Raw genomic sequence first — 20297 nt, 5'->3', positions numbered from 1 at the left:
ACTGTTCAGGCCCCCACGGGAGTCGTGACATCGGACGCGGCGGCCGGACCGGAGAGGTCCGCCGGGGAGGCCAGATGGCCCAGTACGGCGGTGGCGGCGGCGACCTGGGGCGAGACCAGGTGGGTGCGGCCGCCCTTGCCCTGCCTGCCCTCGAAGTTACGGTTGGAGGTCGACGCGGACCGCTCGCCGGGCGCGAGTTGGTCGGGGTTCATGCCGAGGCACATCGAACAGCCCGCGTGCCGCCACTCGGCGCCGGCGGTGGTGAACACCTTGTCCAGCCCTTCCTCGACGGCCTGCAGCGCCACGCGCACGGACCCGGGGACGACCAGCATCCGGACGCCGTCGGCGACCTTCCGGCCCCCCAGGACATCGGCGGCGGAGCGCAGGTCCTCGATCCGGCCGTTGGTGCACGAGCCGACGAAGACGGTGTCCACCCGGATGTCGCGCAGCGCCTGACCTGCCGTCAACCCCATGTATTCCAGGGCCTTTTCGGCGGCCAGCCGCTCGGAGGCGTCCTGGTACGAGGCGGGGTCGGGAACGGCCGCGGACAGCGGGGCGCCCTGGCCGGGGTTGGTGCCCCAGGTGACGAACGGGGCGAGCTCGGTGGCGTCGATGACCACCTCGTGGTCGAAGACCGCGTCGTCGTCGGTGCGCAGGGTGCGCCAGTACGCGACGGCGGCGTCCCAGTCCGCGCCCCGGGGGGCGTGGGCCCGGCCTTCCAGGTAGGCGAAGGTGGTCTCGTCGGGGGCGATCATGCCGGCCCGGGCGCCCGCCTCGATGGACATGTTGCAGACGGTCATCCGGGCTTCCATCGACAGCTTCTCGATGGCGGAGCCGCGGTACTCGATGACGTAGCCCTGGCCGCCACCGGTGCCGATCCTGGCGATGACGGCGAGGATCAGGTCCTTGGCGGAGACGCCGTCCGGCAGTTCGCCCTCGACGGTGACGGCCATGGTCTTGAAGGGGGCGAGCGGCAGCGTCTGGGTGGCCAGCACGTGCTCGACCTGGCTGGTGCCGATGCCGAACGCCAGCGCGCCGAAGGCGCCGTGGGTGGAGGTGTGGCTGTCGCCGCAGACGACGGTGGTGCCGGGCTGGGTCAGCCCCAGCTGCGGGCCCACGACGTGGACGACGCCCTGCTCGACGTCGCCCAGCGGGTGCAGCCGGACGCCGAACTCCGCGCAGTTCTTGCGCAGCGTCTCCAGCTGGGCCCGGGAGACCGGGTCCGCGATGGGCTTGTCGATGTCGAGGGTGGGGGTGTTGTGGTCCTCCGTGGCGATGGTCAGGTCGAGGCGGCGGACGCCGCGGCCGGCCTTGCGCAGACCGTCGAAGGCCTGCGGGCTGGTGACCTCGTGCAGCAGGTGCAGATCGATGAAGAGGAGGTCGGGCTCGCCTTCGGCGCGCGTGACGACGTGGTCGTCCCAGACCTTCTCCGCGAGTGTCCGTCCCATCGCTGTCCCTCCGGCCGGCGTCGCTGCCGACCCAACTCGTGTGCCAGTGGGGTCCTGTCCGTCCAGGTTGGCGCCAATCCCGGAAAATTGAACTTGCGTTTCACACTGTGAGACGCGAATATCGTTTCATGGACAACTCTGGTGGCGCCTCGAGTGGCGTGGGCGTTCTCGACAAGGCGGCTTTGGTACTGAGCGCTCTGGAGTCCGGCCCGGCGACGCTGGCCGGGCTGGTGGCGGCGACCGGGCTCGCCCGGCCGACGGCGCACCGCCTCGCGGTGGCGCTGGAGCACCACCGGATGGTGGCGCGGGACATGCAGGGCCGTTTCATCCTCGGCCCCCGGCTCAGCGAGCTGGCGGCGGCGGCCGGTGAGGACCGGCTGCTGGCCACGGCCGGGCCGGTGCTCACGCATCTGCGGGACGTGACGGGCGAGAGCGCGCAGCTCTACCGCCGCCAGGGCGACATGCGGATCTGTGTGGCGGCCGCGGAGCGGCTGTCCGGACTGCGGGACACCGTGCCGGTCGGCTCGACGCTGCCGATGAAGGCGGGCTCGGCGGCCCAGGTGCTCATGGCCTGGGAGGAGCCCGAGCGGCTGCACCGCGGTCTGCAGGGCGCCCGCTTCACGGCGACCGCGCTCTCGGGCGTCCGGCGCCGGGGCTGGGCCCAGTCGATCGGCGAGCGGGAGCCGGGCGTCGCCTCGGTCTCCGCGCCCGTGCGCGGCCCCTCGAACCGTGTGGTGGCCGCCGTGTCGGTCTCCGGCCCCATCGAGCGGCTCACGCGCCACCCGGGCCGGATGCACGCCCAGGCGGTCATCGACGCCGCCCTGCGCCTCAGCGAGGCCCTCCGCCGCAACGGCTGAGCCGCGCCGGCCGGCGGTCGCCCGTGGCGGAGCACCCGCGGGACGACCGCCCGTGGGTGACCGTTCGTGCGGTCACCCGCACTCCGCGTCACGCAGGCCCGCGAGGCGCAGGGCGAGGCGGGTGCGGGTGCCCTCGGCACGCACCTCCAGGGTGTCGCTGAGGGTGCGCGCGAGCCAGAGGCCGTCCTCGGGGTCCGGTGCCTCGTCGGGCGGCAGAAAGCCTGCGAAGACCGGCACGCTCGCGCCGTGGGGGTCCTCGCGCAGCAGTTCGCAGGCCAGGGTGCCCGGCTCCTCCCAGATCCGCAGGGCGACCCGGGCGCCGTCGGCGGCCAGCAGATAGCCCGCCGCCTCGGCGACGGCGAACTCGGCCAGGGCGAGCCGCTCGCCCGTCAGACCCGCCGCGGCCGCCCGCTCACGGGCGAAGAGCCGTACGGCCGAGGGGTCGGCCGTCGGACCCATCCGCGCGGCCGTGGCCGGGGCGGCCTCCGGCGGCGGTCCGATCGCCGCCGCGTACGCCATCGGGTCCGTGAAGCCCGCGCAGGGGTGTGCCCTTCCGCCGTCCATCCGCACGGGGTGCGTGACGCAGGCGGCCGCCGCCACGTCGGCGGAGACGGCCCGGGTGTCGTACGGGCAGATCATCCAGACCGGCAGCTCGGCGAGCAGCACATTGAGCCCGGACTCCATCCGCTTCCACTCGGCGATCTGGCGGGCGGATCTGCCGCCCCACACCGGCTCGGCGAGCATCCGCATCCGCCGCCCGGGGCGGGCCCGGCGGTCGTGGTAGCGCAGGAAGGCGGAGACGCGCTCCACGGGCCGGCGGCCGAAGTACGCGGTCTCGGCGGTGTCCAGGGCGTGTGCCCGCTCACCGAGGGCGTCCCGGAGCAGCTCGATGTTGGCGGGGGTCGTCGCGGCCAGGACGGGCTCCCCGGCCGCCAGCCCGTCCCGGACGAACGGCAGGGCCGTCGCCAGGAACTGCTCGTCGCTCCCGTACAGGCAGGCGTGGTGGACGAATCCGGTCCCGTCGGTGTGGTCAGTAGGCATGCGCGGCCCCGAGCCGGAGGCCGGGCGTCCGGTCCCAGCCGATGAGCGTGATGACGCGCAGCAGATGGGGCAGCAGCCCCGTCAGCTCGACGGCGTAGTGGCGGGCGGCGCGGGCCCTGGCGAAGGTCATCAGCAGCCGCAGCCCGCCGAGGTCGAGGAATTCCACCCGGGACATCTCCAGGCGGACGTCGCCCCTGACGGCCGCGACCGACTGCAGGGCCTCCCTGAGGTGCCCGTGGGAGCCGGCGTCGACCGCTCCCTCGATCCGCAGGCCCGGGGGGCTGAAGGTGCGGACCACGACCAGATCGGCCGTGCGGACGAGTGGATCCACTTCGACGCTCCGGGGGTGGGCGGCTGCGAGGGTGTCCAGCGCGGCGGGATCACAGCGGCGGAGGTCGTACTGGCAGACGGCCAGCGCCTCCTCGTCGATGAACTCCGCGGCCAGCAGGGCTTCGTACCGCAGTAAGCGGTGGACGTCGCGGCCGTCGCGCAGGAGGGCGCCCAGATCGGCCGCGACCCGCAGGGCGCGGTAGCCCTCCCGGCGCCCGCGGTCGGCGGCGGCCCGGAGCCGGTCCAGCAGGGCGGCGGGTTCGAACTCCCCGCGGCCCGAGGAGATTTCGGCCGCGCCCACGATCTCCAGCTGTCCGGACAGGTCGGGTGGCCCGGCGGGGAAGCGGCAGCGGTCCAGCAGGGCGTCATGGCCGGCCGGGCCGCCCTCCCCCGCGAGATAGAGGATCTTGTCCTTGGCGTCCAGGCCCCCGAGCAGGAAGCCGCCCAGGAGCAGGGCTCGTTCCTCGTCCGAGTCGAAGAGGAGGCACGCGTGGTCGCCGGGCCGGAGATCGCCGACGTGGACCCGGCGGCGCCCGCCGTGGGGATGGACCATGCGGGAATTATCGGGGCGGCATCCGGCGGCGCGGAAGAGCGCACGAAAAAATGCCCTCCGCTCGCGCGAAAGGCATTTTTTCTTCTTGTACCCCCGACCGGATTCGAACCGGCGCTACCGCCTTGAGAGGGCGGCGTGCTAGGCCGCTACACAACGGGGGCTAGCTTTGTTTGCAGAGCTATCTGCGCTGGGATACCAGGACTCGAACCTAGACTAAGGGAACCAGAAACCCTCGTGCTGCCAATTACACCATATCCCATGGTGATACCAGTACCCCCGACCGGATTCGAACCGGCGCTACCGCCTTGAGAGGGCGGCGTGCTAGGCCGCTACACAACGGGGGCCCTAGCGATCCATTCATCATCGCCTCCGGATGTTATCCGGATGGTGACGGAATTCAGGATCTGTACCCCCGACCGGATTCGAACCGGCGCTACCGCCTTGAGAGGGCGGCGTGCTAGGCCGCTACACAACGGGGGCTCGCACTGCGCTTACTAATTTACCAAAAGAAATTCGATCGAATTTCCTTTGGCTGGGGTACCAGGACTCGAACCTAGACTAAGGGAACCAGAAACCCTCGTGCTGCCAATTACACCATACCCCACCAGAACTCGACCTTCGTTAAAGGGTCTTGCTCGGGCTTGCACCGTCCGCTCCGGCCTCTCGGCCCTCTCGGGCGGCGCAGGAAGAACATTACCCGAAGGTGGACGGGGCTCCAAAACCGATAACCCGCCGGGCCGGCCCGGACGCCCCACGGCACCTCGCGCGGCGCCCGCCCCGCGCCCGCACGGCCGTACGGGCCGCCACAGGCGACGGGGCCCGCCCCCGCGGTCGAACAACCGCGGGGACGGGCCCCCGAGCCCCTGAAAGGGCCCTGTGGCCGCCTGGGCGGCCCTGTGTCGTCAGCCGGCGAGCTTCGCCAGGGCCGCGTCGATACGCGCCAGGGTGCGCTCGCGGCCGAGGATCTCCAGCGATTCGAACAGCGGCAGGCCGACCGTGCGGCCCGTGACCGCGACGCGGACCGGCGCCTGGGCCTTGCCGAGCTTCAGACCGTGCTCCTCACCGGCGGCGAGGACGGCCGCCTTGAGGGCCTCGGGGTTCCACTCCGCGGCCTCCAGCTTGGCGCGCGCGGTGCGCAGCAGCGCGTCCGAGCCCTCCTTCATGGCCTTGGCCCAGGACGCCTCGTCGTGGGCCGGCTCGTCGAGGAAGAGGAAGTCGACGTTGGCCGTGATGTCGGAGAGCACCGTCAGTCGGGTCTGCGCGTGCGGGGCGATGGCCTCGAAGACCGCCTGGTCGAAGGCCTCGGGGGCCCACGGGGCGAACGGGGCCTTCAGCCAGGGGCCGCAGGCCTCGATGAACGCCTTCACGTCCATGCGACGCATGTGGTCGCCGTTGATCGACTCGCACTTCTTGAGGTCGAAGCGCGCCGGGTTGGCGTTGACGTCCTTGATGTCGAACGCCGCGACCATCTCGTCCATCGTGAAGATGTCCTGGTCGGCCGAGAGGGACCAGCCGAGCAGGGAGAGGTAGTTCAGCAGGCCCTCGGGGAGGAAGCCGCGCTCCCGGTAGAGGTTCAGGGACGCCTGCGGGTCGCGCTTGGAGAGCTTCTTGTTGCCCTCGCCCATCACGTACGGCAGGTGGCCGAACTGCGGGGTGGTGCCGTTGCCGACGCCGATCTCGGCGAGCGCCCGGTAGAGGGCGATCTGGCGCGGCGTGGAGGACAGCAGGTCCTCGCCGCGCAGCACGTGGGTGATCTCCATCAGCGCGTCGTCGACGGGGTTGACGAGCGTGTAGAGGGGCGCGCCGTTGGCCCGGACGATGCCGAAGTCCGGCACGTTCTCCGGGGTGAAGGTCAGCTCGCCACGGACCAGGTCGGTGAAAGTGATCGGCTCGTCGGGCATCCGGAAGCGGACGATCGAGGTGCGGCCCTCGGCGTCGTACGCCGCCTTCTGCTCGGGGGTGAGCACCCGGCACTGACCGTCGTAGCCGGACGGCTTGCCGGCGGCGCGGGCGGCGTCGCGGCGGGCGTCGAGCTCCTCGGTGGTGCAGTAGCAGTAGTAGGCGTGGCCGCCGTCCAGCAGCTTCCGCGCGACGTCCTGGTAGATGTCCATGCGCTGCGACTGGCGGTACGGCGCGTGCGGGCCGCCGACCTCGGGGCCCTCGTCCCAGTCGAAGCCCAGCCAGCGCATCGAGTCCAGCAGCTGCTGGTACGACTCCTCCGAGTCGCGCGCCGCGTCGGTGTCCTCGATGCGGAAGACCAGGGTGCCGCCGTGGTGGCGGGCGAACGCCCAGTTGAACAGGGCGGTGCGGACCAGGCCCACATGGGGGTTGCCGGTCGGCGAGGGACAGAAACGGACGCGTACGGGAGTTGCGCTAGCCACGCTTGATCACCTTATTGGTGAGAGTGCCGATGCCTTCGATGGTGACGGCGACCTCGTCGCCGACGTTCAGGGGTCCGACCCCGGCCGGGGTGCCGGTGAGGACGACGTCGCCGGGGAGCAGCGTCATCGCCTCGGTGATGTGGACGATCAGGTCCTCGATGGAGCGGACCATGTCGCTCGTGCGGCCCAGCTGGCGCTGTTGGCCGTTGACCGTGCACATGATCCCGAGGTCGCTCGGGTCCAGCTCGGTCTCCACCCAGGGGCCCAGCGGGCAGGAGGTGTCGAAGCCCTTGGCCCGGGCCCACTGCTTCTCGCGCTCCTGGACATCACGCGCGGTGATGTCGTTGGCGCAGGTGTAGCCGAGGATGACGTCCTTCACGCGCTCGCGCGGGACCTCACGGCACATACGGCCGATGACCACGGCCAGCTCGGCCTCGTGGTGCACCTCGCTGGAGAAGGAGGGGTACGCGATGGGGTCGCCGGGGCCGATGACCGCGGTGGACGGCTTGAAGAACGCGACGGGGACGTCGGGGACCTCATTGCCCAGCTCCGCGGCGTGCTCGGCGTAGTTGCGGCCGATGGCGACGACCTTGTTGGGCAGGACGGGCGGCAGCAGCCGCACCTTGCTCAGCGGGATCTTCTGCCCCGAGCGCTCGAACTCGGCGAAGGGGTGGCCCTTGATGATGTCGAGGACGGGGCCGCCTTCTGTGGAGGCGTCCCCTTCCACGACACCGAAGGCGACGTTGCCGTCGATGGAGAACCTGGCGATGCGCACGGGAAGCTTTTGCCCCTATCTGGTCCGGCCGGAGACTGACACCCCAGGCTATCGCGGGGGTCGCCGACGGCCCGTGCGCCGCCGTGGGTCAGCCCTGGGGGACCACCACGGGCGCGGTCATGAGGACGGTGCGGCGCGGGTTGGCGGTGACGGCCGGCAGCTCGACGGCGTGCTCGCGGACGAGGTCGCCCGCGGCGCTCAGCCCCGCGGCGTTCTCGAGGTGCGCGAGCGTGGTGCGGCGCGGGTTGGCGGTCTTCCGGGACGGCGTCGTCGTCTTCACTGTGAGTGGCCTCGCGTTGTCGTTTTCGCAGCGGGTGTAAAGGTCCAGGCTAGGCCTGCCCTTCCCCACCGGCCCGCTGGAGAAGTCCTGAGTCTGCTGTGAGTTTGCTCACGAGTACATCAAAAAATGCCGCATATCGGTCGGACATTTCACCCTCGCGAAACGGACATTGCAGGGCTGAACCAGACGTTCCGCTCCTGATCATGGCGACTGGGACACCGGGCGCCCCTTCGTGTCCGTGGGGCGAATTGCCGGATTGGGGGCGTTTTACGGGGTGCAACTTTCTACATCTGGTGACCCATTCCGCACATAGCGTCACAGCATTCCGGGCCCCGTGCACCGGCCTTGTTGGAGATCCGGCACTGTGCTGGAATTCCACGGACCGCCAGGGGGCAACCGCGGTCCCCCCACGACTCGACACCGTCCCGCCGCTCACCCGGAGGGACGCCTGGTCCAGAGGTTGCGACGCTAGTGCAGGGACGTTTCAAGAGGGATGGCAGCGCTGCGGCGGAGCCGGAGCCGCGCGGTGCGACCGACCGCGGCACGCCCGCCGACGCGCCGAGCGGCGGCGAGCCCGCCGACAAGCCGAAGGCCAAAAAGCCGAACGGGCCGGGCTCACGAATAGCCCTGCGCAACTGGCGCATCAGCACCCGACTGGTCTCCCTGCTAGCCCTGCCCGTGGTCGCCGCGACGACCCTGGGTGCGCTACGTATCGACGGCTCGCTCGAGAACGTCGACCAGCTCGACCACATGAAGATCCTTACCGAGATGACCGGTAAGGCCACCCAGCTCGCGGACGCGCTCCAGGAGGAGCGCGACAAGTCCGCGGGTCCGCTGGTCGGCGGCAACGACAAGGACGACCGCGTCGTCGCCCCGCGTGAGAAGACCGACCGCGCCATCGACGCGTTCCGGCAGGCCACCACCAAGGTCGAGTCGAACGACCCGACGATGGTCGGCGTCCAGACGACCCTTGTCGACATCACCAAGCAGCTCGACAAGATCAAGAACCACCGTCTCCAGGCGTACCAGGAGACCGACTACATCGCGCAGACGGTCAACGACTACAACGCGCTGATCACCTCGCTGCTGTCGCTGTCCCAGGACATGGCCCAGGCCACCAGCAACAGCGACATGATCACCAGCACCCGTGCGCTGGCGACGTTCTCCTCCGCCAAGGAGTACGCCTCCATCCAGCGGGCCGTGATCAGCGCCGCGCTCGCCAACCCCAAGGGCGCGCGGCTTTCCGCGAACGACCTGCAGTACGGCAAGAACGCGCTGGACAGCGAGGACGAGGCGCTGCGCCGCTTCACCGCGATCCGCGCCGGTGACTCCGCCGAACTGCTCCAGGCGCTCAACGGCGGCCAGACGGAGATCACCTCGGCGAACACCTTCGCCGAGCGCGCGCTCGGCAAGACCGAGGGCCTGAAGTCCGCGCCGTACACGTATATGGACTGGTACGACCAGGACAGCGTGAAGCTCGAAGAGATGTCCAAGATCGAGCAGACCCTGCTGTCCCAGATGGACCAGAAGGCGCGCGAGCTCCGTGACGACGCCCAGCAGGACGCCATCCTCAACGGTGTGCTGATCATCCTGGTCCTCGGCATCTCGCTCGTCGGCGCGTTCGTCGTGGCCCGGTCCATGGTGCGGTCGCTGCGCCGACTGCAGGACACCGCCCAGAAGGTCGCCCAGGAACGTCTGCCCGAGCTCGTCAAGCAGCTGTCCGAGACGGACCCGCAGGACGTCGACACCACCGTCGAGTCCGTCGGTGTGCACAGCCGCGACGAGATCGGCAAGGTGGCCGCGGCCTTCGACGACGTGCACCGCGAGGCGGTCCGCCTCGCCGCCGAGCAGGCGTTGCTGCGAGGCAACGTCAACGCGATGTTCACCAACCTCTCGCGCCGCAGCCAGGGCCTCATCCAGCGTCAGCTCTCGCTCATCTCCGAGCTCGAGAGCCGCGAGGCCGACCCCGACCAGCTCTCCTCGCTCTTCCGGCTCGACCACCTCGCGACCCGTATGCGCCGTAACGGCGAAAACCTCCTCGTCCTCGCGGGCGAGGAGCCGGGCCGCCGGTGGACCCGCCCGGTGCCGCTCGTCGACGTGCTGCGTGCCGCCGCGTCCGAGGTGGAGCAGTACGAGCGCATCGAGCTGAGCGGTGTGCCGCCGACCGAGGTCGCCGGCCGCGTGGTCAACGACCTCGTGCACCTGCTCGCCGAGCTGCTCGAGAACGCGACGTCCTTCTCGTCGCCGCAGACCAAGGTCAAGGTCACCGGTCACGCCCTGCCCGACGGCCGGGTGCTGGTCGAGATCCACGACACGGGCATCGGCCTCTCCCCCGAGGACCTTGCCGCGATCAACGAGCGGCTCGCCAGCCCGCCCACGGTCGACGTCTCCGTCTCCCGACGCATGGGTCTGTTCGTGGTCGGCCGTCTGTCCCTGCGACACGGCATCCGCATTCAGCTCCGGCCCTCCGACTCGGGCGGCACGACCGCGCTCGTCATGCTGCCGGTCGACGTCGCCCAGGGCGGCAAGAAGCCGGCTCCGGGCATGCCGGGCCAGCCCGCCATGGGCGGCGGCAACCCGGGCGCCGGGCAGGCCGGCCTCATGGGCGGCGGCCAGGCTCCCCGCCGGCAGGTTCCCCCGGCCAGCGGGCCGCGGCCCGCGCTGCCGGGTCGCCCCGGCACGACGGACAAGGGTCTGCCGACGCGCCCCGCCCCGGCGGCCGGTGCAGGTGCCGGCGCTGGTTCGAGTGGCGGCAGCCTCTTCGACAGCGCGCCGCGCGGCGGCGGCGAGCGTCCCACGCTCCCGCCCCGGGGCAACACGGCCGGTCCCTCCGCCACACCGCCCGCCGGTGACCGCGGCGGCCGCCGTCCGCAGCTGCCCGCCCGCGGCGCCGCTCCCGAGCTCCCGGGCCGTGCGGCACCGAGCTGGGGCAACGAGCAGTCGCCCGCGGCCCCCACGCCCGCTTCCGGCACCCCGGCTCCGGCCGCCCCGGTCGATGACTGGCCCCTGGCCTCGGACGGCGGCTCCCGCCGCTCGGCGCAGGACAGCCCGCGCGGCCACGAGGACGTGGAGAACACCGGCCGGTTCGCGCAGCCCGCACAGGGCGCGCGTCCGGACACCACGGGCCAGTTCCCGCAGCCCGGCGCCCCGCAGCCCGGTTCCGGCGGTCCCGGTGACACGTCCGAGTTCCCGCGGATCGGCGACGAGCCCCGCACCGACACCACCGGCCAGTTCCCCCGGCCGACGGGCGCACAGCCGTCCGCGGGCCCCGGTGACACCGGCCAGTTCGCGCTGCCCGGCTCGCCCTCCGACACGTCGTCGTTCCCGCAGCTCGGCGGCGTCGGCAACGCGCAGAACGGCAGCACCGGCCAGTTCGAGCGTCCCGGTGACACCGGGCAGTTCGCACAGCCCGGCGGCAGGCCCGAGGCGGGCCAGCTGCCGGCGGCCGGGCCCGGCGACGGGCGGGCACCGCTCTTCGAGGAGCTGGAGTCGAACTGGCGCCGGGGCGAGAACGGCCAGAACGCCGGGAACGCTCAGAACACGTCCGCCCCGACGGCCGGGCAGCCCGCGAAGAACGGGCGGTCGCTGCCGCGGCGCGAGCCGCAGCCGACGCCCACGCCGCAGGGCGACCGGGCCCCCAAGGCCCAGCGCACGCCGCGCAACCCGCAGGCCCCCAAGGCCCAGCAGGCTCCGGCGGACGACTGGCGCAACCCCAACGACGAACGCCAGCAGCGGGCCGAACAGCTCCGCGAGCCGGCGGCCGGCGGCATCACCTCTTCCGGTCTGCCGCGGCGCGTGCCGCGTGCGAACCTCGTCGAGGGTGCCGCGCAGGAGCAGGAACAGAACAACCCGACCGGTCCGGCGGTCTCGCGTGCGCCTGATGACGTGCGCGGCCGGCTGACCAATCTTCGCCGGGGCATCCAGCAGGGTCGTCAGGCCGGAAACGGCTCGACCACCGGCAGTCACAACATTGGCCCCACTTACCAGCAGGAGCGTTAGTTGAGTCCGATGAGCCAGGCGGCGCAGAATCTGAACTGGTTGATCACCAACTTCGTGGCGAACACCCCGGGGGTGTCCCACACGGTGGTGGTATCCGCCGACGGACTCCTTCTGGCGATGTCCGAAGGCTTTCCGCGCGACCGCGCCGATCAGCTGGCGGCTGTCGCCTCCGGCCTGACCTCCCTCACGGCCGGGGCCTCCCGGATCTTCGAGGGCGGCCCCGTCACCCAGACCGTGGTGGAGATGGAGCGGGGGTTCCTCTTCATCATGTCCGTCTCCGACGGTTCGTCCCTGGCCGTGCTGGCGCACCCCGAGTGCGACATCGGCCTCGTGGGCTACGAGATGGCCCTGCTCGTCGACCGCGCGGGCACGGTGCTGACGCCTGATCTCCGCGCGGAGCTTCAGGGCAGTCTGCTGAACTGACCGTACGCATAACGCAAATACCGTCCGACCGTACGGCCGAAAACCCCCCACCGGCCACCGCTCGACGGCATTATTGCCATCCTGCTGTCCCGTCCGGAGGATTCATGACCCCGCCCGCCTCGCCCGGCCCGTACGGCGCCTCGCATCATCACGCGTCGTACGGGAGTGAAGGCGACCAGCCGCTGGTCCGCCCCTACGCCATGACCGGGGGCCGTACCCGGCCGCGCTACCAGCTCGCCATCGAGGCCCTGGTCAGCTCCACGGCCGACCCGGCCCACCTCGCGGGGCTGCTTCCCGAGCACCAGCGGATCTGCCACCTCTGCCAGGAGGTCAAGTCGGTCGCGGAGGTCTCCGCGCTGCTGAACATGCCCCTGGGCGTGGCGCGGATCCTCGTGGCGGACCTGGCGGAGGCCGGAATGGTGGCGATCCACCAGCCGGGCGGCAGCGGCGAGTCCGGTGGAACGCCGGATGTGACACTGCTCGAAAGGGTGCTCAGTGGACTTCGGAAGCTCTAGCGGGAGCGTCGGCCGTTCCACCACTTCGGCGAAGATCGTGGTGGCTGGCGGCTTCGGCGTGGGCAAGACGACATTCGTCGGTGCGGTCTCGGAAATTTCTCCGCTGCGCACCGAAGCCGTCATGACCTCCGCCTCGGCGGGGATCGACGACCTGAGCCACGTCCAGGACAAAACCACCACCACGGTGGCGATGGATTTCGGCCGCATCACACTGGACGACGATCTGATCCTGTACCTCTTCGGTACGCCCGGTCAGGACCGCTTCTGGTTCATGTGGGACGACCTGGTCCGCGGCGCCATCGGCGCCGTCGTCCTCGTCGACACCAGGCGCCTCGCCGACTGCTTCCCCGCCGTCGACTACTTCGAGAACAGCGGCCTCCCCTTCGTCATCGCCCTCAACGGCTTCGACGGACACCAGCCCTACAACCCCGAAGAAGTCCGCGAAGCACTCCAGATCGGCCCCGACGCACCGATCATCACCACCGACGCCCGCCACCGCAACGAAGCCAAGAGCGCACTCATCACGCTCGTCGAGCACGCCCTCATGGCCCGGCTCAAGTAGCTTTGCGCGTCCCGCAGTTACGATGGGCGGTTTTGTGTTATTGGCCACGGACCACCGTCCGGGGTTCATAACATTTCAACAAGAGAATTGACCGGACGTGACCACTCGGCGCGTTCGGTCAACTTCGCTCTGCACACAATTCGCCCGTCATTTGGCGCTGCTCGCTCTTAATGCCCGTTTTATGTCGGGTGAATCGTCGTGTCCGGCGGCCGTGCCCACTGTTTGGAATGCACCTGCCTGCCGTGCTGGAATTCCGGGGCTGAGCAGTCACGGCTCAGCGGAAATACACGGCACAGGTCAGGTGCCGACGCCGAGAGGTTGTTGGTCGAGTGAGGCGTAGAAAGACGGGCGCCACGCAGCAGGCGCGGGACGAGCGGGGCAACTTCACCCCACCGTCGCGCTCAGCGGCGTTGCCCTCTGACGTGCCCGAAGCCCCCGCCGCGCCCGTGAAGGGCAGTGGCGGCAGGTTCTCCCCACGCAACTGGCGGGTGCCGACCCGGCTGAACGTCATTCTGCTGATCCCGGTGCTCGTCGCCCTGGTCTTCGGTGGCCTTCACGTGAAGACCTCCGTCGACACGTGGAACGAGGCGCAGGACGCGACGGAGACCGCGCGAGGGGTGCGGGCCGCGGCCACGTACGCCCACGCCGTGCTCGAGGAGCGCGACCAGACGGCGCTGCCGCTGCTCGGGAACCACCGCGACGACCCGGTCATCAAGAAGACGCGGGACGCGACGGACGTCGCCCGGGCCGAGTTCGACAAGGCCGTCAAGAGCATGCCGGCCACCCCCAGCGTCAAGCGCCGCCTCAAGCTGCTGCGTGACGCCGAGGCCGGGCTGCCCAGGCTCCGAAGCGCCGCGTACTCCTCCGCCCTGTCCGGTGCGGACACCGAGGACGGCTACGGCGCCATCCAGCGTCCCCTCATGGCCTTCTCCAACGAGCTGGGCCTCGGCACGGACAACGCGAGCTCCTTCGGCCGCATGGTCTACGCCGTGCAGCTCGCCAAGGCCGCCGAGTCGCTGCAGCGTTCCATCGGCGCCCACCTGCTGGAGAAGCCCGGCAGCGCGCAGAACCGCGAGAAGCTGACGACCTCCTTCGTCTCCTACAACTTCCTGGAGTACATCGCCCACGGCGAGTACGTCCAGGCGGGCACCGACGACGACATCAACCGGCTCAACAAGGCGCTGGCCGACAAGGCCCAGGTGACCGAGCAGGACAAGATGTACGCCGCGATCTCCACCACGCCGGCCGCGGCGCTGAAGACCAAGGGCATCACCGCCGAGTCGTGGTTCACCACCGCGACGGGCAAGTTCGACGCGTACCGCTACATCGAGGTGGAGCTGGCCGACCGGGCCGTGGCCGACGCCGAGAAGGTCGCCTCGGACGCCAAGCAGGAAGCGATCATCAACTCCTCGATCATGGTGCTGGCCCTGTTCGCCGCCTTCGTGGTGGCCGGCAAGATGGCCCGCTCGATGAGCCGGAGCATGCTGCGCCTGCGCAGCGGCGCCTTCGAGATCGCCGAGCAGCGGCTGCCGGCCCTGGTCGACCAGCTCTCGCGCACCGACCCCGGTCACGTCGACACCCGTATCGAGCCCATCCCGATCACCACCGGTGACGAGATCGGCGAGGTCGCCCGCGCCTTCGACCAGGTCCACCGCGAGGCGGTGCGACTGGCCGCCGAGCAGGCGCTGCTGCGGGGCAACGTCAACGCGATCTTCACGACCCTCTCGCACCGCAACCAGGCCCTCATCGAGCGTCAGCTGACGCTCATCACGGAGCTGGAGAACAACGAGGCGGACCCGGACCAGCTGGAAAACCTCTTCCGGATGGACCACCTGGCCACCCGTATGCGGCGCAACGGCGAGAACCTCCTCGTCCTCGCGGGCGAGGAGCCCGGCCGCCGCTGGGACCAGCCGATCCCGCTGGTGGACGTGCTCCGTGCCGCCTCCTCCGAGGTGGAGGCGTACGAGCGCATCGAGCTGAGCGGTGTCCCGGAGGCCGAGATCCACGGTCTGGCCGTGACCGACCTCGTGCACCTGCTCGCGGAGCTGCTGGAGAACGCCACGACGTTCTCCTCCCCGCACACCAAGGTCCGGGTGACCGCGACCCGGCTGCCCGACGGCCGCGTCATGGTCGAGATCCACGACAAGGGCATCGGCCTCACGCCCACGGACTTCGCGGACATCAACCACCGGTTGGCCAACCCGCCGACCGTGGACGTCGCGATCGCCCAGCGCATGGGTCTGTTCGTGGTCGGCCGCCTGGCGACCCGCCACGGCATCCGCGTCCAGCTGCGCCCGTCGGGCGAGCAGGCCGGCACCACCTCGCTGGTGATGCTGCCCGACGCCATCACGCACGGTGGTGGCGGCTCGCTGGACGAGATGTCCCCCGAGGACTTCACGCTGACCTCCCGGGCCGTGCCCGAGCAGCAGGCCGCGCCGGCCGCACCGACCGGCCCCCGGCTGCGCACCGCCGCCGAACTGGGCTTCGACGACTCCCGTTACGAGCCCCGGCCGGACGCCGGCACCGGACCTTCGCTGGACCCGGTCGGCCGTTCGCTGATGCGCGAGGAGCGGCGCGCGGCGCTGGAGGCGCAGGCCGCCGACAACCGTCCGCTGTTCCGGGACGAGGTTGGGCAGCAGGGCTACGACCAGGGTTACGACCAGCAGGGTTACGACGAGCAGCAGGGCCTGGCGCAGGCGCCGGAGCAGACCGCGCAGCAGCCGTATACGGAAGCGGGCTATACCGAATCCGGTTACGGCGACCAGCAGGGCTACGGCGACTACAACGCCCCCGCTCCCCAAGGCGAGTGGAGCGAGGCCGGTCCGTACCAGCACGGTTACGAGCAGGGTCGCGGAGCCGATTCGGAATCCCGGCCGTCCGCTGACACGGCCCAGCCGGAGCGCGTAGAGTTCGACCGTCCGGGCCCCTCTTCGAGCGGCTCCCACTCGCTGACCGGGTCCGGTCTGCCGCGCCGCGCGAAGCAGTGGCAGCAATCCGAGTCGGGCGAGAGCGCCGCGGGGGCCGGCGGAGAACCGGAGCAGTCCCAGCAGGACCCACAGCAGCGTCCAGAGGCCGATAAGTCCGACTGGCAGTCGGCGAACGACGAGCGCTGGCACCGCGCCGAGCAGCTCCGTGAGCCGAAGGCCGGCGGAATCACCTCTTCCGGTCTCCCCCGCCGGGTCCCCAAGGCCAACCTGGTCGAGGGCAAGGCGGAAACGACCCCGCAGGGCGGCCCCCAGATATCCCGCGCTCCGGAGGACGTCCGCGGCAGGTTGAGCAACCTGCGCCGCGGTGTCCAGCAGGGGCGCAGCGCGGGGAACGACACCTCCGCACATGAGCAACACGACCAGGGCTTCGGCCCCGGCGGCACCTACGATCAGGAGCGTTAGTGTGAGCCCGATGAGCCAGGCGGCGCAAAACCTGAACTGGTTGATCACCAGTTTCGTGGACAACACCCCAGGGGTGTCCCACACCGTCGTGGTCTCCGCCGACGGACTCCTTCTGGCCATGTCCGAAGGGTTCCCGCGGGACCGCGCCGACCAGCTGGCGGCAGTCGCCTCCGGCCTGACCTCGCTGACCGCGGGTGCTTCCCGGATCTTCGAGGGCGGCGCGGTCAACCAGACCGTGGTGGAGATGGAGCGTGGTTTCCTCTTCATCATGTCCGTCTCCGACGGATCCTCGCTGGCCGTGCTGGCGCACCCCGAGTGCGACATCGGCCTCGTGGGCTACGAGATGGCTCTGTTGGTCGACCGCGCGGGCAGTGTGCTCACGCCCGACCTCCGCGCCGAACTGCAGGGAAGCCTTCTCAACTAGCAAAGAGGCAGTGCGTTTCGCGCCACCGCCCCATAAGGTGCGGTGGCGCGACCAGCATCAGACAGGCAAGTTGGAGGAGGAGACGTGGCAACGCCCCCCGGCGGTTACCCGTACGGCAATGAACAGCAGGCTCAGCCCCCGCTGAACCGCTTCAATTTCCCCTCCGCACCGAGCCACCAAGCTCAGCCGGAGGCTCCGCGGTCGCCGTACTCGGCACCCGCGCAGCCCCAGAAGCACCGGCGTGCGACCCCCTCCGGGGGCGCGCACAACCCGCTGGTGCGACCGTATGCGATGACCGGCGGCCGTACGCGGCCGCGCTACCAGCTCGCCATCGAGGCACTGGTGCACACCACGGCCCAGCCGTCCCAGCTCCAAGGGCAGTTGCCGGAACACCAGCGCATCTGCCAACTGTGCCGTGAGATCAAGTCGGTCGCCGAGATCTCGGCACTTCTTTCCATCCCACTCGGCGTCGCCCGAATCCTCGTCGCCGACTTGGCGGAGGCCGGACTCGTCGCCATCCATCAGCCCGGCGGCGACGAGTCCGCCGGCGGCCAGCCTGACGTGACACTGCTCGAAAGGGTGCTCAGTGGACTTCGGAACCTCTAGCGGCGAGGCAGCCCGCTCCACCACCTCCGCGAAGATTGTGGTGGCCGGTGGCTTCGGCGTGGGCAAGACCACGTTCGTCGGCGCGGTCTCGGAGATCAACCCGCTGCGCACCGAAGCCGTCATGACCTCCGCCTCGGCGGGGATCGACGACCTCACGCACGCGCCGGACAAGACCACGACGACCGTGGCCATGGACTTCGGCCGCATCACCTTGGACCAGGACCTGATCCTGTACCTCTTCGGTACGCCCGGTCAGGACCGCTTCTGGTTCATGTGGGACGACCTGGTCCGCGGCGCCATCGGCGCCGTCGTCCTCGTCGACACCAGGCGCCTCGCCGACTGCTTCCCCGCCGTCGACTACTTCGAGAACAGCGGCCTCCCCTTCGTCATCGCCCTCAACGGCTTCGACGGACACCAGCCCTACAACCCCGAAGAAGTCCGCGAAGCACTCCAGATCGGCCCCGACGCACCGATCATCACCACCGACGCCCGCCACCGCAACGAAGCCAAGAGCGCACTCATCACGCTCGTCGAGCACGCCCTCATGGCCCGGCTGCGGTAGAGCGGTCAGGGATGGCTGTGCGGATCTGCTGACACCGGGTGTCAGCACCTCCGCACAGCCATCGCTTTCGGTCGCGCAGACGAAAAGGTCCCCGCACTCGTACGAGTGCGGGGACCTTTCGCGTTCGGGTGGGCCTGATGCGGCCCTGGGCCCGCCCTGAGGCGCGTCAGCCCTGCCAGCTGTGCGGGGCCCGGCTGTGCCTACCCGGGGGGGCAACCCCCGGCCCCCCGGCCTGAGGCGCGTCAGCCCTGCCAGCTGTGCGGGGCCCGGCTGTGCCTACCCGGGGGGCACCCCCCGGACCCCCGGCCTGAGGCGCGTCAGCCCTGCCAGCTGTGCGGGGCCCGGAAGCCCGGGGTGCGCTCCAGGCGGCGCCAGCCGGCGGAGGAGCGGCGCGGGCGGGCGGGGGCCTCGTGGCCGTTGCCGGCCGCGGCGCGGGCGAGGAGGACGGCGGTGACCGCGGCCAGTTCCTCGGCGTCGGCGGTGCCCTTCTCGACGCGTACGAGCGTGTCGTTCATGTGTCTCTCCCTTACTGGGGCGGGTTGCCGTGCTTGCGCGAGGGCAGATCGGCGTGCTTCGTCGCGAGCATGGCCAGCGACTTGATCAGCACCGAACGGGTCTCGATGGGGTCGATCACGTCGTCGATCAGCCCGCGCTCGGCCGCGTAGTACGGATGCATCAGCTCCGCCTTGTACTCCTTGACCATGCGTGCCCGCATCGCCTCCGGGTCGTCGGCCTCCGCGATCTGCTTGCGGAAGATCACGTTTGCCGCGCCTTCCGCGCCCATCACGGCGATCTCGTTGGTCGGCCACGCGTACGTCAGGTCCGCACCGATGGACTGGGAGTCCATCACGATGTACGCGCCGCCGTACGCCTTGCGCAGGATCACCGAAATACGCGGAACCGTGGCATTGCAGTACGCGTACAGCAGCTTCGCGCCGTGGCGGATGATTCCACCGTGCTCCTGGTCCACACCGGGCAGGAAGCCGGGGACGTCCAGAAGAGTGATGATCGGGATGTTGAAGGCGTCGCACATCTGGATGAATCGAGCGGCCTTCTCCGAGGCCTCGATGTCCAGGACGCCGGCCAGGGACTGCGGCTGGTTGGCGACGATGCCCACGACCTGGCCGTCGAGCCGGGCCAGCGCGCAGATGATGTTGGTCGCCCAGCGCTCGTGGATCTCCAGGTGGTCGCCGTCGTCGACGAGCTCCTCGATCACCTTGCGCATGTCGTACGGGCGGTTGCCGTCCGCCGGGACCAGGTCCAGGAGGGCGTCGCCGGTGCGGTCGGCCGGGTCCTCGGAGGCGACCCGCGGCGGGTTCTCGCGGTTGTTCTGCGGGAGGAGGGAGAGGAGGTAGCGGACCTCTTCGAGGCAGGTCTCCTCGTCGTCGTAGGCGAAGTGCGCCACACCGGAGGTCTCGGCGTGCACATCGGCACCGCCCAGGCCGTTCTGGGTGATCTCCTCGCCCGTCACGGCCCGCACCACATCGGGGCCGGTGATGAACATCTGCGACGTCTCCCGGACCATGAACACGAAGTCCGTCAGCGCCGGGCTGTAGGCCGCACCACCCGCACACGGGCCGAGCATCACACTGATCTGCGGGATGACACCCGACGCCTTGGTGTTCCGCTGGAAGATCCCGCCGTACCCCGCCAGCGCCGAGACGCCCTCCTGGATACGCGCACCCGCACCGTCGTTCAACGACACCAGCGGAGCACCCGCCGAGATCGCCATGTCCATAATCTTGTGGATCTTCGTCGCATGGGCCTCACCCAACGCACCACCGAAGATCCGGAAATCGTGCGCGTACACAAAAACCGTACGCCCGTGCACCGTCCCCCACCCGGTGATCACACCATCGGTATAGGGCTTCTTCGCCTCCAGACCGAAGCCCGAAGCGCGGTGCCGCCGCAGCGGCTCCACCTCGGAGAACGAGCCTTCGTCGAGGAGGAGGTCAATACGCTCGCGAGCCGTCAGCTTGCCCTTGGCCTTCTGGGCCTCGGTCGCCCGGTCACTGGGGCCACGCCGAACCTGCTCGCGGATGGCGTGCAGCTCGGCGACGCGCCCACGGACGTCACTCGCCTCTACGGGCGCACCTTCGAGATTGCTCATGCATAGACGGTACGTGCCGGGGGTGCTGGAAACTCATGTCGG

The 20297-nt window shown here is 70.4% G+C and carries 17 protein-coding genes and 5 tRNA genes; 9 read left to right on the top strand and 13 right to left on the bottom strand.

Annotated elements, in window-relative coordinates:
- Positions 1–5 precede the first annotated feature (5 nt).
- Entirely contained in the window at positions 6–1448 is a 1443-nt protein-coding gene (gene leuC / locus AB8O64_RS25810) for a 3-isopropylmalate dehydratase large subunit (RefSeq protein ID WP_361929946.1), read from the bottom strand.
- A gap of 128 nt (positions 1449–1576) precedes the next feature.
- On the opposite strand from leuC, the gene ndgR reads away from it, so the two are divergent.
- The gene (gene ndgR, locus AB8O64_RS25805) at positions 1577–2305 is read left to right on the top strand and encodes an IclR family transcriptional regulator NdgR (RefSeq protein ID WP_130880103.1); all 729 of its coding nucleotides are present in this window, start codon (positions 1577–1579) and stop codon (positions 2303–2305) included.
- 72 nt (positions 2306–2377) lie between these two features.
- Here ndgR and AB8O64_RS25800 read toward each other — a convergent pair whose 3' ends face one another.
- The 10 genes from AB8O64_RS25800 to AB8O64_RS25755 form a co-directional block, all read right to left on the bottom strand.
- Positions 2378–3346 (bottom strand): anti-sigma factor RsbA family regulatory protein, encoded by a 969-nt coding sequence (locus AB8O64_RS25800; protein ID WP_370421663.1) that lies wholly within the window; start codon positions 3344–3346, stop codon positions 2378–2380.
- The gene (locus AB8O64_RS25795) at positions 3336–4229 is read right to left on the bottom strand and encodes an MEDS domain-containing protein (protein WP_370421662.1); all 894 of its coding nucleotides are present in this window, start codon (positions 4227–4229) and stop codon (positions 3336–3338) included. The genes AB8O64_RS25800 and AB8O64_RS25795 overlap by 11 nt, the downstream gene beginning before the upstream one ends.
- Before the next feature lie 88 nt (positions 4230–4317).
- Positions 4318–4390, bottom strand: a tRNA-Glu gene (locus tag AB8O64_RS25790).
- A gap of 26 nt (positions 4391–4416) precedes the next feature.
- Positions 4417–4488 (bottom strand) — tRNA-Gln (locus AB8O64_RS25785).
- 12 nt (positions 4489–4500) lie between these two features.
- Positions 4501–4573: transfer RNA gene (locus AB8O64_RS25780), tRNA-Glu, on the bottom strand.
- Between the two features lie 63 nt (positions 4574–4636).
- A tRNA-Glu gene (locus AB8O64_RS25775) sits at positions 4637–4709 on the bottom strand.
- Positions 4710–4758: 49 nt separating this feature from the next.
- Positions 4759–4833, bottom strand: a tRNA-Gln gene (locus AB8O64_RS25770).
- Positions 4834–5131: 298 nt separating this feature from the next.
- Entirely contained in the window at positions 5132–6610 is a 1479-nt protein-coding gene (gene gltX, locus AB8O64_RS25765) for a glutamate--tRNA ligase (protein WP_370421661.1), read from the bottom strand.
- Positions 6603–7385 carry a fumarylacetoacetate hydrolase family protein gene (locus AB8O64_RS25760; protein WP_365371644.1) on the bottom strand — a complete coding sequence of 261 codons (783 nt, stop codon included), beginning with the start codon at positions 7383–7385 and terminating at the stop codon, positions 6603–6605. Before AB8O64_RS25760 ends, gltX begins: the two co-directional genes overlap by 8 nt.
- Positions 7386–7473: 88 nt before the next feature.
- Positions 7474–7665, bottom strand: coding sequence for a hypothetical protein (locus AB8O64_RS25755; RefSeq protein WP_370421660.1), 192 nt, complete (start codon positions 7663–7665; stop codon positions 7474–7476).
- 471 nt (positions 7666–8136) lie between these two features.
- Here AB8O64_RS25755 and AB8O64_RS25750 point away from each other — a divergent pair, with 471 nt between their 5' ends.
- The 8 genes from AB8O64_RS25750 to AB8O64_RS25715 all read left to right on the top strand — a co-directional run bounded on the left by AB8O64_RS25750 (position 8137) and on the right by AB8O64_RS25715 (position 18145).
- Entirely contained in the window at positions 8137–11664 is a 3528-nt protein-coding gene (locus tag AB8O64_RS25750; RefSeq protein WP_370421659.1) for a nitrate- and nitrite sensing domain-containing protein, read from the top strand.
- 9 nt (positions 11665–11673) lie between these two features.
- Positions 11674–12087: a roadblock/LC7 domain-containing protein gene (locus tag AB8O64_RS25745; protein WP_165451611.1), complete on the top strand. Its 414-nt coding sequence runs from the start codon at positions 11674–11676 to the stop codon at positions 12085–12087.
- A 104-nt stretch (positions 12088–12191) separates the two neighbouring features.
- On the top strand, positions 12192–12602 hold the full coding sequence (locus AB8O64_RS25740) for a DUF742 domain-containing protein (protein WP_130880095.1): 411 nt from the start codon (positions 12192–12194) through the stop codon (positions 12600–12602).
- Positions 12583–13164, top strand: coding sequence for an ATP/GTP-binding protein (locus AB8O64_RS25735; protein WP_130880094.1), 582 nt, complete (start codon positions 12583–12585; stop codon positions 13162–13164). Before AB8O64_RS25740 ends, AB8O64_RS25735 begins: the two co-directional genes overlap by 20 nt.
- Positions 13165–13493: 329 nt before the next feature.
- Positions 13494–16553: a nitrate- and nitrite sensing domain-containing protein gene (locus AB8O64_RS25730; protein ID WP_370421658.1), complete on the top strand. Its 3060-nt coding sequence runs from the start codon at positions 13494–13496 to the stop codon at positions 16551–16553.
- 1 nt (position 16554) lies between these two features.
- Positions 16555–16977 (top strand): roadblock/LC7 domain-containing protein, encoded by a 423-nt coding sequence (locus tag AB8O64_RS25725; RefSeq protein WP_130880092.1) that lies wholly within the window; start codon positions 16555–16557, stop codon positions 16975–16977.
- Positions 16978–17061: 84 nt separating this feature from the next.
- A complete protein-coding gene (locus AB8O64_RS25720; RefSeq protein ID WP_130880091.1) occupies positions 17062–17583 on the top strand; it encodes a DUF742 domain-containing protein in 522 nt (173 codons plus the stop codon).
- Positions 17564–18145 (top strand): ATP/GTP-binding protein, encoded by a 582-nt coding sequence (locus AB8O64_RS25715; protein ID WP_130880090.1) that lies wholly within the window; start codon positions 17564–17566, stop codon positions 18143–18145. Before AB8O64_RS25720 ends, AB8O64_RS25715 begins: the two co-directional genes overlap by 20 nt.
- Positions 18146–18462: 317 nt before the next feature.
- Here the strand turns inward: AB8O64_RS25715 and AB8O64_RS25710 are convergent, their stop codons facing one another.
- Both AB8O64_RS25710 and AB8O64_RS25705 read right to left on the bottom strand, forming a co-directional pair.
- Positions 18463–18660: an acyl-CoA carboxylase subunit epsilon gene (locus tag AB8O64_RS25710; RefSeq protein WP_130880089.1), complete on the bottom strand. Its 198-nt coding sequence runs from the start codon at positions 18658–18660 to the stop codon at positions 18463–18465.
- Between the two features lie 11 nt (positions 18661–18671).
- Positions 18672–20255 carry an acyl-CoA carboxylase subunit beta gene (locus AB8O64_RS25705; RefSeq protein WP_370421657.1) on the bottom strand — a complete coding sequence of 528 codons (1584 nt, stop codon included), beginning with the start codon at positions 20253–20255 and terminating at the stop codon, positions 18672–18674.
- Between the last annotated feature and the right edge of the window lie 42 nt (positions 20256–20297).

It is taken from the genome of Streptomyces sp. QH1-20 (genome assembly GCF_041283565.1).
Lineage (GTDB): Bacteria > Actinomycetota > Actinomycetes > Streptomycetales > Streptomycetaceae > Streptomyces > Streptomyces syringius.
This window is presented reverse-complemented; position numbering and strand designations above follow the sequence as displayed.

Coding starts and splice junctions, on each gene's coding strand:
- AB8O64_RS25705 (WP_370421657.1), bottom strand. CDS start 20,255: ATGAGCAATCTCGAAGGTGCGCCCGTAGAGGCGAGTGACGTCCGTGGG.
- AB8O64_RS25740 (WP_130880095.1), top strand. CDS start 12,192: ATGACCCCGCCCGCCTCGCCCGGCCCGTACGGCGCCTCGCATCATCAC.
- AB8O64_RS25795 (WP_370421662.1), bottom strand. CDS start 4,229: ATGGTCCATCCCCACGGCGGGCGCCGCCGGGTCCACGTCGGCGATCTC.
- AB8O64_RS25745 (WP_165451611.1), top strand. CDS start 11,674: ATGAGCCAGGCGGCGCAGAATCTGAACTGGTTGATCACCAACTTCGTG.
- AB8O64_RS25710 (WP_130880089.1), bottom strand. CDS start 18,660: ATGAACGACACGCTCGTACGCGTCGAGAAGGGCACCGCCGACGCCGAG.
- ndgR (WP_130880103.1), top strand. CDS start 1,577: ATGGACAACTCTGGTGGCGCCTCGAGTGGCGTGGGCGTTCTCGACAAG.
- AB8O64_RS25800 (WP_370421663.1), bottom strand. CDS start 3,346: ATGCCTACTGACCACACCGACGGGACCGGATTCGTCCACCACGCCTGC.
- leuC (WP_361929946.1), bottom strand. CDS start 1,448: ATGGGACGGACACTCGCGGAGAAGGTCTGGGACGACCACGTCGTCACG.